Annotated in this window: 12 protein-coding genes; 5 read left to right on the top strand and 7 right to left on the bottom strand. The window is 68.6% G+C overall.

All coding sequences use genetic code 11. The features are described from left to right. Positions 1-47: 47 nt before the first annotated feature. On the top strand, positions 48-2,648 hold the full coding sequence (locus OXU32_10135; protein ID MDE0074305.1) for an Ig-like domain-containing protein: 2,601 nt from the start codon (positions 48-50) through the stop codon (positions 2,646-2,648). Between the two features lie 35 nt (positions 2,649-2,683). Here the strand turns inward: OXU32_10135 and OXU32_10130 are convergent, their stop codons facing one another. Further along, the gene (locus tag OXU32_10130) at positions 2,684-3,949 is read right to left on the bottom strand and encodes a PQQ-dependent sugar dehydrogenase (protein MDE0074304.1); all 1,266 of its coding nucleotides are present in this window, start codon (positions 3,947-3,949) and stop codon (positions 2,684-2,686) included. Positions 3,950-4,004: 55 nt separating this feature from the next. Here OXU32_10130 and OXU32_10125 point away from each other — a divergent pair, with 55 nt between their 5' ends. Further along, positions 4,005-4,460, top strand: coding sequence for an arsenate reductase ArsC (locus OXU32_10125; GenBank protein MDE0074303.1), 456 nt, complete (start codon positions 4,005-4,007; stop codon positions 4,458-4,460). 55 nt (positions 4,461-4,515) lie between these two features. Here the strand turns inward: OXU32_10125 and OXU32_10120 are convergent, their stop codons facing one another. The 4 genes from OXU32_10120 to OXU32_10105 form a co-directional block, all read right to left on the bottom strand. Further along, positions 4,516-4,917 carry a hypothetical protein gene (locus OXU32_10120; protein ID MDE0074302.1) on the bottom strand — a complete coding sequence of 134 codons (402 nt, stop codon included), beginning with the start codon at positions 4,915-4,917 and terminating at the stop codon, positions 4,516-4,518. Positions 4,918-5,041: 124 nt separating this feature from the next. Continuing rightward, positions 5,042-7,192: an acetate--CoA ligase family protein gene (locus OXU32_10115; GenBank protein MDE0074301.1), complete on the bottom strand. Its 2,151-nt coding sequence runs from the start codon at positions 7,190-7,192 to the stop codon at positions 5,042-5,044. Between the two features lie 48 nt (positions 7,193-7,240). Next, positions 7,241-8,038, bottom strand: a complete 798-nt coding sequence (locus OXU32_10110; protein MDE0074300.1) for an enoyl-CoA hydratase-related protein — start codon at positions 8,036-8,038, stop codon at positions 7,241-7,243. Positions 8,039-8,098: 60 nt separating this feature from the next. Continuing rightward, entirely contained in the window at positions 8,099-9,760 is a 1,662-nt protein-coding gene (locus OXU32_10105) for an amidohydrolase family protein (GenBank protein MDE0074299.1), read from the bottom strand. Between the two features lie 202 nt (positions 9,761-9,962). Here OXU32_10105 and OXU32_10100 point away from each other — a divergent pair, with 202 nt between their 5' ends. From OXU32_10100 to OXU32_10090, 3 genes are all read left to right on the top strand, one after another. Beyond that, positions 9,963-11,111 carry a mechanosensitive ion channel family protein gene (locus OXU32_10100; protein ID MDE0074298.1) on the top strand — a complete coding sequence of 383 codons (1,149 nt, stop codon included), beginning with the start codon at positions 9,963-9,965 and terminating at the stop codon, positions 11,109-11,111. A gap of 111 nt (positions 11,112-11,222) precedes the next feature. Then, positions 11,223-13,268 carry a S9 family peptidase gene (locus OXU32_10095; protein MDE0074297.1) on the top strand — a complete coding sequence of 682 codons (2,046 nt, stop codon included), beginning with the start codon at positions 11,223-11,225 and terminating at the stop codon, positions 13,266-13,268. 197 nt (positions 13,269-13,465) lie between these two features. Beyond that, positions 13,466-14,632 (top strand): tyrosine-type recombinase/integrase, encoded by a 1,167-nt coding sequence (locus tag OXU32_10090; GenBank protein ID MDE0074296.1) that lies wholly within the window; start codon positions 13,466-13,468, stop codon positions 14,630-14,632. 184 nt (positions 14,633-14,816) lie between these two features. On the opposite strand, the gene OXU32_10085 is transcribed toward OXU32_10090, so the two are convergent. Further along, complete coding sequence (locus tag OXU32_10085) at positions 14,817-14,960, bottom strand: hypothetical protein (protein ID MDE0074295.1); 144 nt, start codon at positions 14,958-14,960, stop codon at positions 14,817-14,819. A 188-nt stretch (positions 14,961-15,148) separates the two neighbouring features. Beyond that, on the bottom strand, positions 15,149-16,831 hold the full coding sequence (locus tag OXU32_10080; GenBank protein MDE0074294.1) for a hypothetical protein: 1,683 nt from the start codon (positions 16,829-16,831) through the stop codon (positions 15,149-15,151). Between the last annotated feature and the right edge of the window lie 3 nt (positions 16,832-16,834).

Below are 16,834 nucleotides of genomic sequence, written 5' to 3'. Positions count from 1 at the left end.
CGCAACTTCCCATCTTGCTGCCAAGCCCGCTTCGCGCGTGTCTTTGCGTGGCCGTGCTGCTTTCCTGCAGCGACGAGCCGGCGGGGCCGCCGCCCGGAATCCCCGCCACCCTGGTCGTGTCCCCCGCCGACCTGACGCTGACCGCCATCGGCCAGACCCGGCAACTGCAGGCGGAGGTGGTCGACCACTACGGCGATCCGGTGTCCGGCCAGCGGGTGGCGTGGACGAGCGACCGGCCCGGGACCGTCATGGTCGACTTCGGCACCGGGGTGGCCACGGCGGTCGCTGCGGGGACAGCGACCGTGACCGCCGCCTCCGGAACGCTCAACTCGAGAATCCAGGTGACGGTGGCCCAGGAGCCGCAGGCAGTCGAAAAGGTGGCCGGCGACCTCCAGGCGGGCTTCATCGGCGAGGCGCTGCCGGTCGCGGCCGTGGTGCGCGTGACGGATGCCAACGGACATCCGGCCGGGCTGGTTCAGGTGCGGTTCGCGGTCACTTCGGGCGGCGGTTCCGTGATGCCCGCGTCGGCCGTCACCAACCCCGCCGGCCTCGCCCAGACCACCTGGACGTTGGGCACGGCCACCGCGCACACGCTGGCCGCCAGCGCGGGGAGCGTGACTGCGCAGTTCCGGGCCACAGGGGAGCGGCTGCCCCTGACCATAGAGACCGACTCCCTTTCGCGGGCGCGGCTTACGCTCCCCTACTTCGTCCGCCTGCGCGCCAGGGGCGGCTCCACCGAGGGGTATGCGTGGAGCCTCGGGGAGGGTGGCAGCCTGCCCGCGGGCCTTGCGTTCGATCCCCGCGGGACCATTAGCGGCGTTCCGGAGGATACGGCCACCGTCGTGCTCGAGGTGCGGCTCGCCGATTCGGAGGGCGGGGAAGCGGTTCGCGAGTTCACGTTGCGCGCGTGCGATGCTCCACTCGGATTGGAGCTGGGGGAAGTGCGGATTCTGGAAGAGGACGCGATGCGTGGATGCGGCTTCTACGTGCGCGCGCCCCGGGCAGGCGCGTACTACCGGGTTACGCTGGCGGGAACCGATGGCGGGAGCGCCGCCATCATGCCGGTGGCGCTGCACGTCGAGCCGGATGCCGCGGACAGTGGGGCCGCTGCCGTCGCGGCACCGGCGCGGGCACCGATCGCTCCCCGGGCCTCGGCCTCGCGCGCGCTCCGTCAGGCCATCTCCGCCCGTGAACTGCAGGAGATCCAGGAGATCGAGCGCGCCAACGCGGCGCTCCATCGAGAGATACGACGGCAGGAAGACGAGCTCTTCTCGCGCCTGTCGGTGGATGGTCGTCTGGAGATCCTGCCCGACCGCTCACCCTGGGTCGGTGGAACGGTGGCCGCTGATGCAGGGCGGATCCCGTCGACACGCACGTTCCGTCTGTACAATCCGACGGCCGAACCATGGGACCGCTGCGATACCTACACCACCCTCGAGGCCCGCCTGGTCACTCAGAACCGCCACATTGCCGTCTACGAAGACGCAGGCGAAGAGGCAGGCATCTCCAGGGCCAACGCCGACCGGATCATCGCCTACTACGCGGACTACGGAGCCCCCGTGATCGAGCGCTACTTCGGCGGCACGAGCGACGTCAACGGCGATGGCCGGGTCGTCGTGGTGGTGGACCCATTGCTCAACGGCATCCGTGCGTTCGTATGGGGAGGAGACCATACCCTCCCCCGCGAGGAATGCGCCTCGTCCAACGAAATGGAACTGGTGCGCATGAGTGCCGCCGCCTTCGCTCAGCTCGACAGCGAGCGTTACTGGGCCTTTGGCGGGCTCGTCCACGAAGTCAAGCACGTCAGCTCGCTCTACAAGCGGGTACGGCATTCGCTCGGCGTAGCGGCCGGGACGTCTCCCGACTTTCATCCGACCTGGATCGAAGAGGGCACGGCGGAGATCGCCAAGGAGATGAGTTCCCGCCTCGCCTGGGAGGCCGCCGGGGGACCGGCGGTGCACGCCCGGGTGACCGGCGAGGAGCTCGAGGCGGGGATCAACGGGTCGTATCCGGAAGTGTACGGGATCGTCAACCTGATCGGCCGCACCGCATCCGCCTTCGCCTGGTTCACCGATCGTCCCAACGCGGTCACGTTCCAGCCCAGGGACCGGGGCAACGTGTACGGGAGCGGCTGGCACTATCATCGCTTTCTGCGAGACTGGTTCGGCGCGGCCGGAAGCTCGCCCGCCGGCGACGAGGCGTTCGTCACGGCGCTTAACGACTCCCTCACCGCCCCCGGCCTTTCGGGCATCGAGAGCGTCAGCGGTCTGTCCTTCGGGGATCTGCTGACCCAACACGCGGTGGCCATGTCGGTGGCGGGGGCCGAGGACCGCCTGGCGGACGGCGTACCGCGCTTCTCTTCCTATGACTTTCCGGAGGTCGGGGAGTTCGCTCCCTCCCTGAACGCGCCCGGGCACTATCCCTGGCCGGTGACGCGAACCGGATCGTCCGACGACACGGCGGTGCTGTGGGCGGATTTCTCGGTAGGCCGCCCCTTCCGCGGTGAACTGACCGGAAGCGGCGTGCGCTTCCACGACTTCCGTGCGGCGGAAAGAGGTGCGAGCGCGACATTCCTCGTCGAGGTCGGGGCCCACGACTTCGACGTGCGCGTGATCGTGGCGCGGATCCCGGATCCGGCGGGCTCCTGAGTCGAATCGGCTGAAGGCCCCCGCCCGGCGCGCCCCTACCGCCGGCCCGCCGGCACCATTCGGACGATCCTCGTGGGCGGGCCATCGATGTCGCGGGTGGTGCCGTCGATGGCCAGGTAGATCAGCCCGTCGGGGCCCTGGCGAACATCGCGGATGCGGCCGATGTCCTGAAGCAGCGTTTCCTCGCGGACCACCCGACGCTGATCGAGGCGCAGCCGGACCAGGCGCTGGCCGCGCAGTCCGCCCACCAGGGCGTCGCCGCGCCATTCGGGGAACGCTCCGCCCGTGTAGAAGAGCATCCCCGATACGCCGATCGAGGGCACCCAGACGTGTGCCGGCGCCTGCATGTCCTCGTGCTGTGTGCCCGCGTGGATCCGGAGGCCGCTCCGATAGTGGACGCCGTAGCCGACAACGGGCCAGCCGTAGTTGCGGCCGGACTCGATCAGGTTGAGCTCGTCTCCGCCCTGCGGGCCGTGCTCGTTCTGCCACAGGTCGCCGGTCTCGGGGTCGATGGCCATCCCCTGGGCGTTGCGGTGGCCGTAGGTCCAGATCTCCGGGCGCGCACCCTCCACGCCCAGGAACGGGTTGTCGGCGGGGATCCGGCCGTCGTCGTGAATCCGGATCGTGGTCCCGTTGTGATTCGAGAGGTCCTGCGCGGGATGCGCCGTCAGGTCGCCCACGGAAGGCCACTGCCGGTCTCCCAGCGTCATGAAGAGGTACCCGTCGCCGTCGAACGCGAGTCGTCCTCCCCACATCGAGCTGCGGTCGGTTCCGTTTCCCGGGGCGTCGGCGTGAAACAGCTCCTCGACCTCGGTCACCCTGTCGTCGGCGAATCGGCCGCGCGCGATCGCTATGTTGCCCAGTGAATCGGGCCCGGGCCTGGTGTAGCTGAGGTAGATGAGGCGGTTCGCGCCGAAGTCCGGATGGAGAACGACGTCGCGCAGCCCGGCCTGCTCGAACCCGTCCATGGATCGCGCTCCGCGTCCCAGGGCGCGTATCTCCGGCAATCCGTCCACGGAGTCGGGCAGCAGCTCTCCGTTTCGGATGATGCGCAGCCGGCCCGGACGCTCCGTCACCAGCAGATCGCCCTCAGGCGTGAAGGCCATGGCAAAGGGGCGGACCAGGCCGTCGGCGACTTCCTCGACGCGGAAGTCGTGGAGGGCCGTCTGCACGGTGGCTTCGCCGTCTGTGGACGGCGCTTCCGGGGGCGGAGTGCAGGCGGCCAGCAAGCCCAGCAGTCCGTGGGCTGCCAGGAGGATGGGTGTGGCGGGGCGAACCGGCCGGTCGGTATCGTGTCTCATGGGATTTGCAATCCTACTTCCACGATCCCGGTCGGGACAGGAGGAAACGGAGCGGATGACGGGGCTCGGCGAGAGCTGGCGCTCGGATGCCGACGCGCTGCGCGAACCGGGATTCCGGCACATCCTCTTCCTCTGCGTAGCCAACTCGGCGCGCAGTCAGATGGCCGAAGGGATCGCGCGTGATCTTGCGCCCGCCGGCGTCAGGGTCTCTTCCGCGGGCTCGGTGCTGGCGTCGGTGCGGCCGCAGGCGGTGGCGGCACTGGCCGAGGTCGGAATCGACATCTCGGGTCACTACTCGAAGGGCGTGGACGAGGTGGCGCGTCCGGTGGACGCCGTGGTCACGCTGTGCGCCGAGGAGGTGTGTCCGGTCTGGCTCGGGGACACGCACCGGGTGCACTGGGGCCTGCCCGACCCGGCGGCGGCTACCGGGAGCCCGCAGGAGCAACTGGAGGCCTTCCGGGAGGTGCGGGACGAGCTGCATAGGCGCCTGTCGGTGGTGTTCGGCCGATAATGGCATCAATCCGCCCCTGGAGGGACTTCGGGCGACTATGCTGCCGGAGCCCGGATCAGGCTTCGGCGCCTCCGCGGTTGAGCACCATCGCGATCACCGCGCCGCCGACCCCGTAGACGACCAGCGAGACCACGGTATCGCCGAGGAGGGTGGCCATCGTGTGCATGCCCACCATCGTCCCATACATCATCAGGCCGAAGGCAAGGCCCATCACGGCCCCGATGATCGCTCCGGCCTGAAAGCCCTCCTTCGCGTTGGCGACGCCCTTCCATCCGAGGATGATAGTGAGGAACGCCGCGGAAAGGAGCTGACCCAGCGTCACCGCCCACATGATGGGCTCGGGGTTGATCGCGTCGTTGGCGAAGAAGTCCGCCAGCAGCACGCCGTAGATGACGAACCCCAGTACCCACAGGGTAATGCCGCCCGCGATCGTGGCCATGAGGAAGTTCTTGTTCATGGATGCCTCCAGGGTGAGGGTGGGGCGTGCACTTCGACAGATGGCAAGATGGGGGTCCGGCTCGCGGGCTTGCAACGTTGGCCCGGGAGTGCGGGACATCTCCGGACTCGATGGATGGGCGTCGTCACGGAGGGGACAGGACCACGCGCGCGTCGGCTGGCACGGCGCGGTCGGCGTAGGCGAACAGGGGATTGACTTCGACTTCGGCGACGTCGCTCCACTCCATGATGCAGCGGGCTACGGACTCGGCGGCCTGGATGATTCCGGCGAGGCAGACGCGTGGATGGCCCCGGGTACCGTCAAGCAGAGGACGGGCGCGCAGTTCCCCGATCATCATCTCCACGTCACGGGGCTGGATGGGAAGCACCCGGTGGGTGACATCGCGCAGTACCTCCACCCGGGTGCCGCCGATGCCTACGGTCAGCATGGGACCGAGCTGGGGGTCGCGGTACGCCCCAATGAGCAGTTCGGCCGTGGGTGCGGGCAGCATCGGGGTGACCAGTACGGACCAGGCTTCAGGAGGCAGGCCTTCGGCGCGGGCATGGGCATGTGCATTTGAGACGATGGCCTCGAAGGCGCGGGCGGCGGCGGCGCCATCCGCCACGTCGAGCACCACCCCGCCGGCGTCCGACTTGTGGGTGATCCGGCGGGAGAGGAGCTTGACCGCCACAGGGCACCCGAGGCGCTCGGCCGCCCGGGCCGCTGCGTGTCCCGAATCGGCGACCTCGGCGGCCGGGAAGGCCAGTCCCGCCGCCTCCAGCAGGGCGCGCGCCTCCACCTCGATCAGGGTGATGCGCCCTTCCTCGCGGGCTGCGCGGATCGCGAGATGGGGCGAGATCGGGCCGATCCCCCCAAGATGGCCTTCGGGATCCCAGCGGTGCGCGCGCGCCCGCCGCGATCTGCGCTCGAGCTCGACCGCGGCGCGGCACGCCGCTTCCAGCGACTCGATCACGGGAATGCCGGCGTCGACGAAGGCCTCCAGGGGCGGGCTGTCGTGGGTCGTGTACATGGAGTGCACGACCATGACCTTGCCGAGGGCGCGCATCCTGGCCGCCATCGCCCGGGCGGCCTCGGTCTCGGAGGCGGTGAGGGTATCGGAGAAGCGGATGCCGTAGCCCCCGAAGAGCCCCACCACCAGAACGATCCCGACCGCCGGGTCGGGGGCGAGCACATCCAGGGCGCGCGCGAACGCACCCGGGTCGGTGTCCGCCGCTCCCGCCACGTCTACCGGGTTGGCCACCGCGGCGGCCGGGCCCAGCACCTCCGTCAGCCGGTCCCGGGTCTCGTGCGCAAGGGTCGCCAGCCGCGCCCTCGACTCGGTGATCGAGTCTACCGCCAGGGTGTTCTGCCCGCCGCCGTCCGAGAGGATGGCGATCCCGCTCCCGGGCGGCGCGGCGGGCTGCGACGCCAGTGCATGCGCGACGGCCACCAGCTGGTCGGTGCGGCGCACCTCGGTCACTCCGGCCTGCGCCAGTCCCGCGCGCAACCGGTCGTACGGACCCGCCACCGCCCCGGTGTGCGAAAGGGCCGCCCTGGCCCCCACCGCCGTCCGCCCCGACTTGATCACCACCACGGGCTTGCGGGGCGTGACCCGGGCGGCGGCCCGCAGGAAGGCGCGCGCGTCCGTGAACCCCTCCACATGCGCGATCACCGCCTTGGTGTGCGCGTCTTCACCCAGGTACTCGAGCACCTCGTCGAACCCGACGTCGACCTGGTTGCCGAGCCCGCAGCAGACGGAAACCCCCTCCCGTGTGCGCGCGCCGATCTCGTTCATGAGCCCCAGCGCGATGTTGCCCGACTGCACCAGCAGCGCGATCCCGCCGGCCCGCACACCGCGCACGCCGATCAGGTTTACTGCCTGGTGCAGGTTCATCATCCCGGAGGTGTTCGGACCGATCACCCGAACGCCGTGCGCATGCGCCGCCTCGCCCAGGCGGGCCTCCAGTTCCGTGCCCCGGCTTCCCGACTCGCCGAAGCCCACCGCCAGCACCACCACCCCCCCGACGCCCCGCTCCCCGCAGGCGCGCACGAGCGCGGGCGCCATCCGGGCGGGGGTGCACAGCACGGCCAGATCCACCCCGGCCGGCAGCGCCTCCACGGATGTGAGCAGCACGTGTCCCAACAGTCGTCCGCCGCGCGGATTCACCGCGTAGACCGGCCCCGGATAGCCCGACTTCGCCAGCCCGCGCAGGATCTGGTAGCCCCTCTTCGTGGGATTGGCGCTGGCCCCCACCACCGCGATCGAAGCGGGCTCGAAGATGCGCCGGAGGGTCATTTCAGAATCCGTGAGACGATGGTCCGCAAGCAGCTGGCCGGCCGGCGACTATCGACCCCGATAATCGGGAGCCCGCCCTTCCCGGAACGCCGCCACCCCCTCCGCCCAGTCATCCGTCCGGAAGATCTCCTCCAGCGCGGCTCGCTCGCGCGCCAGCGCCTGCTCGCGCGACAGGTTGCCCGCCGGCCCGATGAGGCGCTTGGCCTCCGCGAGTGGAATCGGCGCGCGGCGTGCCAGACGCGTCGCCAGCTCCCGGGCCGCGGGCACTACCTCCTCCGCCGGCAGAGCGCGGTTGACCACCCCCATGCAGGCCGCCTCCGCTCCGGAGAAGAAATCCCCCAAGTAGACGAGTTCGCGCGCCTTGAGCACCCCGACCCGCTCGGCCAGCGTGTACACGACGCCCCCGCCCAGGAAGGTGCCGAGCGCGATCTCGGGCAGCCGCAGCTTCGCCTCCTCGGCGACGATGGCGAAGTCCGCGGACAAGGCCAGCTCGAGCCCCGCCCCGATGGCGTGCCCGTTGACGGCCGCAACAACCGGCGTGCCCATCGTCTGCATCAGATGGTTGGCGCGCTGGGCGGTGCGCACATAGCGCTCCCGGTCCTCCCCGGTCATCGGGGTCTCGGCGTGCGCCTTAAGGTCGGCGCCGGCACAGAACGCCCGCCCGCTGCCTGTGAGAACAACGCAGCGAAGGGCAGCGTCCCGCTCCGCATCTTCCAGCTCCGCGACCAGCTTCTCGTAGAGCGGCAGGTTCACCGCGTTCAGCCGGTGGGGGCGATTGAGGGTGAGCGTAAGCAGCGCTCCCTCCCGCGACGCGAGGACTTCGCGCCCCTCGAGTTCAGCAGCCACGAAGCCGGCTTCTCCCGCGCCGACGCCCGGAATCCGTTCGCGAACGTTCCCGTGCGCGCATTACGGCGTCCCCGCCTGGAAGGCCGCCCCGCCGCGCACCAGCGCGCGTCCCGCCAGCGCCATCGTGGCCTCCCGGTTCCGGATGGCGAATCCTCCGTTCACAAGCACATGCACGGTGCCTTCCGAGTACTGGTGCGGATCCTCGTAGGTGGCCATGTCGCGCACCGCATCCAGCTCCAGCACGGTGATGTCGGCGAAGTATCCCTCGCGCAGATAGCCCCGCTCGGGCCATTCGAGAAAGTCGGCCGCCAGCCCGGTCATGGAGCGCACCGCGAAGGGCAGCGTGATGAGTCCTTCGTCCAGCACCAGCTCGCGGATCTTCTTCGAGAACGACCCGAAGGCGCGCGGGTGGGTGATGGGCCGGGCCGGGCCCGGGTCGCGCCCGTCCGTGCACGTCATCATCCAGTCGAGCTGCGCCAGATAGCGCACGTTCTCGATGTCGTAGAGCCCGAGGTTCATCACCGCGGCGTTCCCGTCGCGCAGGACATGCCGGGCCGCGGCCGAGGGCTCCATCCGCAACTCGTCGGCCACCTCCTGGAGCGTCCTGCCGTTCAGCTCCGGCCGCCGGTCGGCGAACAGAAGGCGGTTGGCCCCGCCCCGGATGCTGAGCATCTCGAGCGTCTGGCGGTCGATCACCTGGACCGTGTCCGGGTCGTCGAAGCGCCGCAGCATCGCCGTGTCGCCCCCCGCCACGAACCAGCTCGGGATCGTGTACGAGCGCAGGTTGGACTGGGTCGCAGTATAGGAGTGATGCGCTCCGGCCACCTGGACCCCGCGCGCCCGCGCAGCTTCGATCAGCGCCGCTCCCTCCGGCGCCCGGCCGTAGTTGTGGGCCCCCTGGGCGTTGAAATGGCTGAAAATGACCTTGGTGCCCGCCTCTTCGCCGATGCGGATGCCCTCCTCGATCGACTTCAGGTAGCCGAAGGACGGATAGGAGGCGCCGAGATCGCGGTCGTGGGTGTCGTAGATCGCCCCCGGGTACTCGGCGGCGACCCGGTTCAGCTCGATCACCTCCTCGGTCTCGGCGTAGTTGCCGGGCAGGTAGAAGAGCCCGGAGGAGAGTCCGTAAGCCCCTTCCTCCATGCCCTTGCGCACCAGGGCGCGCATCTCGTCCAGCTCGGCCCCGGTGGGCGCGCGGTCCGCCATCCCCAGCACCTGCCGTCGCACCCAGTTGTGGCCCACGGAGAGAAAGGCGTTCACCCCGATTCCGTCCTCGGTCCACCGGGCCAGCCGGTCCGCCACGTGCGCCGACCCGCCCCCGTCCAGCCCGAGCGCGACGGTCGTGATGCCCTGGAAGAGGAAGGCGCGCGCGTCCCGCCCGTGATCGGCTTCGAGCTCGGCGTGCGAATGCATGTCGATGAAACCGGGCGCGACCACCAGCCCGCGCGCGTCGACCGTGTCCAGCGCCGTGATCCCAGCGCTCGCGGCATCCCCCACGAAGTGGATCCGGTCACCGGCCACCGCCACGTCGGCCGTCATCGCCTCGCCCCCCGATCCGTCCAGCACCGAGCCCCCGAGGATGAGGACGTCGGCCGGCCCCCCGCCCGCCGTGCAGGCCGCAGGCAGGAGGGCCATGAGAGGTACGAACCGGAGCGCCCGGATCCACGGAACGAACCGGATGGCGTGGAGCGAAGGCCCGGACCCGACAGCGTGCACCTTCATCGGCGAGTTCTCCGGAGGAGGAGTCCCATGACGGCGGTGTCCCGCCCGGGGTTGCCGGTTATGTTCCGCGATTCGAGCTACGAGCGGAGCGGACGACCGGGACGCGATCCGTCGATTCGGTTGATATACGAGCGACCAAACGATTAGGCTAGGCCTTCCGGCGTCTCAATCATCCTGTGCAACCCCACTCAGCGAGGCGGGCTTGGAATTCCTGGGTTTCAATATCGAGTTCACCCAAATCGGCGAACTGTGGAGGACGGCCCTTGAATACGCGGCTCCGCGCTGGACGCCCAGCGGGCTCGCGGTCGTACTCGCAACCGTGGGCTATTTCGTGGTACGGGGGATCCTGGGCCGCGCCAAGAAGCGCTGGGTGACGCGCACCGACACCCGGCTCGACGACTACCTGGTGGAGTTCCTGCTCCGCGCGGGACTGTTCTCGATCGTCGCCTGGGCCGTGTGGCGACTTGTCATCATCTGGTCGATTCCGAATCAGGCCGGGACGCCGCCGCTGGTCGCCAACTGGGTTCTGGCCATCTGGGTCGGGCTCCTCTTTCTTCCGCTCAGCCGCTTCATCGGCGATGTGCTCGACCTGGTAGAGGGCCGGGTGCTGGCAACCGGAGAGACGACGCTCGACGAGACGGCGTTTCCCCTCATCAACCGCACCGTTCGGTTCCTGGTGCTGGCCCTCGGGGTCGTGCTGGCGCTGGATTTGCTGGGACTGAACATCGCCCCGCTGCTGGCCGGCGCCGGGGTCATGGGGCTGGCCCTCTCTCTCGCGGCCAAGGACACGCTGTCGAACCTGATCGCCGGCGTGCTGCTCATCATGGACCGCCCCTTCAAGGTGGGCGATCGCATAGAGCTCTGGAGCGCGCCCAACGAGACCGGCACCTGGGGCGACGTGATCGAGATCGGCCTGCGCGCCACCAAGATCCGCAACCCGGACAACCTGGTGATCATCGTGCCCAACAGCCTGATCATGGTGCGCGACATCATCAACTACACCATGTCGGGCGAAGATATTCGCCTGCGCATTCCCTTCTCCGTGGCGTACGAGTCCGACATCGAACGCGCCAAGGTCCTGCTGATCGCGACCGCGAAGCAGGTGCAGGGGGTGAAGCTGGAGCCGGAGCCTATCGTGATCGTGCGCGGCTTCGGACCCTCCGATGTCCAGATCCAGTTGCGCGTGTGGATCCTCGAGGCCCGCAACCGCCGCCGCATCGCCGACGAGATCACCGGGAAGGCGGTCGCCGCCTTTGCCGAAGCGGGGGTCGAGATCCCGTATCCGAAACGCGAGCTGATCATCCACGGGGAGTCGGAGCAGAAACCTCGGCGGCTGCCCCGGCCGGGGTGATATAACTGACAGAGCAGGAATGCGAGATGAGTTACCTGGAATGCGAATCGGTCAACATGATGAGTATTCCGATGCAACGAAGTGAGTAAAACGGAAGTGGAGGAGCATCTGATGAGACGTTCACGCACCATCACCCGGATTGCAGTCGCCCTGGCAGCTATCGCCGTCCTGTCCGCCACCGCGCCCGCGGCAGCCCAGGAGCGGCTCTCGCTCACACACTACCTCGACATGGAGAGCGTGTCCGATCCGCGCATCTCCCCTGACGGAGAGCGCATCGTCTACACGCGGGGCTGGGTCGACAAGCAGGGCGACCGCCGGGAGTCGTCGCTGTGGATCATGAACGCCGACGGGTCCCGTGCCCGGCATCTCCTCGACGGCAGCAACGCCCGCTGGTCGCCCGACGGCACGCGCATCCTCTTCACCGCGCGCGGCGAGCCCAGCGGCTCCCAGCTCTTCGTCCGCTGGATGGACGACGAGGGCGCGGTCAGCCAGATCACGCGCCTCGAGAACGGGCCGTCGGGGCCGCAGTGGTCCCCCGACGGGGAGTGGATCGCCTTCACCAGCCGGGTGCCTGCCCGGGCCGACTTCGCCGGCGTCGAGCTTCCGCGCCGGCCGGAGGGCGCCCAGTGGGTGCGCGAGCCCAAGGTGGTGGAGCGGGCTGGCTACAAGCGCGACCGGCAGGGATACGTCGACACCGGCTGGACCCACGTCTTCGTCGTCCCGGCCGAGGGTGGCACGGCGCGCCAACTGACCGACGGGGACTGGAACCATTCCGGCATCCAGTGGAGCCCGGACGGCAGCGACATCTACTTCACCTCCTATCGGGAAGAGGACTGGGACCGCCCCGAGCACTGGCAGGAGTCGGAGATCTACGCGGTTTCCGTGACGAGTGGCGACATCCGGCAGCTTACCGACAGACGTGGCCCCGACGGGGGTCCGGTTCCTTCACCCGACGGCTCGCTCATCGCCTACACCGGCATCGACGCCCACCGGGATACCTACCGCAACCAGAGGATCCACCTGATGAACCGGGACGGCTCCGGCTCGCGCGTGATCTCCGGGGACTACGACCGGCAGGTCGGAGGCATGATGTGGGCACCCGACGGCAGCGGTCTCTACTTCAACGTGCGCCGTGACGGCTACGGGCAGCTTCACTTCGTTTCGGTCGATGGCGGGGTGACGCAGCTCACCTCCGGCGCGCACCTCTTCGGCCTGTCGTCGTTCTCGGATGACGGTGTGGGCGTGGGGGTCATTTCCAGCGCGCACGAGCCGGGCGATGTCTTCCGCTTCGGCCTAGACAGCCCGGACGACATCCGGCGCCTCACCGACGTGAACGCGGACGTGCTGGCGTACGTCGAGCTGGGTGAAGTCGAGGAGATCTGGTACGACTCGGAGGATGATTTCCGCATCCAGGGATGGATCGTGAAGCCGCCCGATTTCGACGCGTCCCGCATCTACCCCATGATGCTGGTCATCCACGGGGGCCCGCACAGCATGTACAACGGCGGCTTCAACTTCGCCTTCCAGGAGCACGCCGCCAACGACTACGTGGTGCTCTACACCAACCCGCGCGGCAGCACCGGCTACGGCACCGAGTTCGCCAACGCCATCAACCACGACTATCCCGGGGCCGACTTCCCGGACCTGATGGCCGGCGTCGACGAGATGCTCGGGCGCGGCTACGTGGACGAGGACAACCTCTTCGTCTACGGCTGCTCGGGCGGCGGCATCCTCACCAGCTACATCGTGGGCAACACCGACCGCTTCACTGCGGCATCCGCCAACTGCCCCATTGTCAACTGGATGTCGGCGATGGGCACCTCGGACGCCATCAGCTACACGCGCACATTCGAGAAGCCCTTCTGGGAGGACCCGGCGGAGTGGATCGACCGCTCATCCATCTTCTACGTTGGCAACGTGACCACGCCGACCATGCTCCTGACCGGCGAGATGGACCTGCGCACCCCGATGGGGCAGACCGAGGAGTTCTACCAGGCGCTGCAGTACGTGGGCGTGCCCACCGTCATGATCCGCTTCCAGGAGGAGTGGCACGGCACCAGCTCGCGGCCCTCCAACTTCCTGCGCACGCAGCTATACCTGCGCAAGTGGTTCGAGAAGTGGGGGACGCACAAGACGCCGGTGACGCAGGACGGGTAGGGCGGAAAACAGCTGGCGTCGCCGGACGGCGGCGCATCGCTCCGCGATTGCGTGATCCAGCGTGATCTTGAGAAGTCCGATAAGGTAATTGAAGTTGTTGTGATCGCATTACTTACGTTATACTGCCGTGTTAGGATGTTCGGTACGTTCCAGTACCGAAAGGGTGATCAGCAGGGTGATCGCGAAAGGGTGACCAGATGGGCAAACACGGCAGAAAACTCACCGCCGCCTTCGTGCGAAGCGTCCATCAACCGGGCCTGTACTGGGACGAGCACGGCCTCGTGCTCCGGGTCAAGCCGTCCGGGTACAAGCAGTGGATTCAGCGGCTGTTCATCCACGGCAAGCGCCGGGAGCTGGGGCTTGGTTCCGTCCGCCTCGTGACGCTGGCCGAGGCGCGGGACGCGGCGCTGGCCAACCGCAAGGTGGCCCGCGCGGGCGGCGACCCGAGGAAGACGCGGCGGCGCTCGGTTCCCACCTTCGAGCAGGCGGCGGCGAAGGTCTTCGCCATGCACCGGACGACGTGGACCGACAAGCACGCGGTCCAGTGGGCTTCGACGCTCCGGATGTACGCGCACCCGAGGATCGGAGGGAAGCGGGTGGACCGGATCACGTCGGCGGACGTCATGGGCGTGCTGATGCCGATCTGGACCGAAAAGCACACGACGGCCAAGCGGATTCGGGAGCGGATCGGGACGGTAATGAAGTGGGCGATCGCGCAGGGCTACCGGGTGGACAACCCGGCGGGCGAGGCGATCAGGGCGGCGCTGCCCAAGCCCGGCCATGTCCAGAAGCACCTCAAGGCGCTGCCCCACGGGGAGGTCGCCGGGGCCATCGAGACGATCCGGAGATCCGGGGCGCGGGCATCGGTAAAGCTGGCCCTTGAGTTTCTGGCGCTGACGGCTTGCCGGTCCGGGGAGGTGCGCGGGGCTCGCTGGGCGGAGATCGACATCGAGGGCGGGGAGTGGACGATCCCGGCGGAGCGGATGAAGAGCCGCCGGGAGCACCGGGTGCCGCTGTCGGGGCGGGCGCTGGAGGTTCTGGCCGAGGCGAAGGCGAACGCGCCCCGGTCGGAGTTGGTGTTCCCGTCCGCGAGAGGAGTGCAGCTGCAACCCACGCCCCTCAGCGCCCTGTTCAGGGACTTGGGGATCCCGGCCGTGCCTCACGGGTTCCGTTCGAGCTTCCGCGACTGGGCGGCGGAGCGCACCGACGCGCCCCACGCGGTCATGGAGGCGGCGCTGGCGCACGCGGTCCGCAACAAGGTGGAGGCGGCGTACGCCCGCTCCGACCTCTTCGAGCGCCGCCGGGTCCTGATGGAGCAGTGGGCCGAGTATCTTGCAGGGCGGGGAGCGAGCAACGGAGCCTGATGCGGCCATTCGGTCCCGTCTGCCTTGCCTCGACGGGCTCAGAGCCTGTTTCCGGTCGATCCGGGGGCTGTTCGGGGGATCTACGGGCCACAGGATCGCCGCTGACGCACGATCTCGGGTCTCCGAGGGGTACGGGTAGGCCGAAAACCGGGCGCTCGGCAGAGCGTGGCGCAGTCCCGAGGAGTCAGGAGCCGGGCCGGTCGCCCTCCCCGTCCTTGAGGCTGGCGACGACAAGGCTGAGGAGCTTGCCCGCGACGGCCTGGTCGAGGCTGTTCCGGGCGGTGCCCGGAGAGGCGTGTTCGGCGGCTCCGCCGAGGGGCTGGCTCACGCTCTTTAGGGTGTGAGCCAGCACACGCGATGTTGAACATCGCGGCTGGCAAGGGGAGGCTCTGCCCCCCTTAGACCCCCGGAACGTCCGCGCCTCGAAGGAGTTCCCAACGCGGTTCTCGCCCCCCATCCGCAGCATCCTGATGATCCGGATTCCATCCCGGCTGCGGCGTGGTCGGTTTGGGTGGGTCACCGCTCTTCAACGCGTGCCAGAGTAGGCATAGGCGCTGGGGGAACGGTGGCAGTGGCCAGACGCACGACCGCAATGCGTTGTAGCTCGAAGGAGTCCGTCACCACGCCGATGGCCATGGAGTCCGTCAAGCGGTAGGGTGTGAACCCATCGGGGAACACGACCCTCTGGAACTGTCCGGCTGCATCGTCCAGAGCAACAGTCGTCCAAGTCCTGCCATATCCGAGAGGATGGGACGAACCGTCGAACTCCTGCATCCAGATCCGTCCGGGGGAGCAGCGCAGATCGATCCCGAGCGGGGCTTCCGCCGCCAGGTGGTCGCCCGCACGTGCGAGCATGTCCGCGGCGGCGCGGTCGATCTCTTCGTCGGCGACGTTCGTTCCTTGCGTTTCGTTACGCATCATCGCGCGGACATATCCCAAACGCTCCTCATGCGACAGCGGCCGACCGGTCCACGGCAGCGCGATCTGCCTGTCTTTCGTGCCGCCGGGGCGGTACAGATGAAGACTGCGGTCGACCGGATCGAGCACGACCAGGAGGCCACCGGCACACCCGTCCCAGAGCGGCACGGGGCCGAGCCCCATGGCCGGAACGCGGCTTGCGGCTCCGGGAAGATCAACGGCGAAATCCACGACCACGACCGGCTCGACATCACTGTGCGCATAGCGCAGGATCTTGCCGCCCCAGAAGTCGTCGCCCTGGCGGATCCCACCCGGATAGCTGGCCGTCCAGACTCCGGTGTTGTCCTCGACGACCCGGAACGGATCCCCGAAGGTCACGCTCCTTATGTCGGCGCGAACGGATTCCCGGGTGATGGCTGTGGCCGTTGAAGTCACGAAGTTGCCCGCTGCATCAAACAGGGAACGCCTACGCGTGGCGAGATCCCACGCGACCACCCCGCCGGAAGAAGTCGCTGCGGACAGGGTCCAAGGGTTGCGGAGTTCCCCCGGCCCGTCGCCCGACCTGCCGAAGTCGGCGAGCATGCGACCTGAGTGATGATACGCCCGCAGAAAGGGTGCGGTGGCGGTGAGCACCCAGATCACCTCGCCGGACTCGATGATGTCGCGCACACCCCACAACTCCTCGCCCTCGGTGAAGGTCGTGAGCGCCGAAGGGGCAATCTCGACCTCACCCGTCGATGTATCCGGGAGCTTCGGGGCGCATGCCCCAATACCGAGCGTCACGAGCACCAGCAGCGGAAGGACTGGCCGTGGCAATTGGGGTTGTCTGTGAACGAGAACGCTTGCCAGGGCTGCGAGAGATGCGACTGCGGCGGCCAGAACAGGTGCCGTGGCCGCATCAGTCGCTCGGAGGGCGCCGGTTCCACCCATGAGAAGCAGGCCGGATCCGAGCGTCATTGTGCAGGCGAGGAAGCCGGAAAGCATGCCCAGCCGCTCCCGCCACGCACCCACTCGGGAACGTACCTCGCGCTCCAAGGCGTCCATTATCGTGTCCACACTGGACTCCGCCAGCGGTGTGTCGGAAGCGCCAATCTTCCGGATCGAGGCGATCATTCGCAGTGTCTCGACCACCTCCGCATCAGCAGTTCCATCCACCGGCTCCGGCTCCGCCGCCGGACCTGTGTCGCCTTCCACGACGACCGAGACAAGACGGTCGGTCTTCTCAGCGTCCGTATTGGCCCCGGCGCCGCGACGGCCCGACAGCATTCGCATCTTCTTCATCTT

The organism is Gammaproteobacteria bacterium, assembly GCA_028819075.1.
Lineage (GTDB): Bacteria > Gemmatimonadota > Gemmatimonadetes > Longimicrobiales > Gaopeijiaceae > BD2-11.
This window is presented reverse-complemented; position numbering and strand designations above follow the sequence as displayed.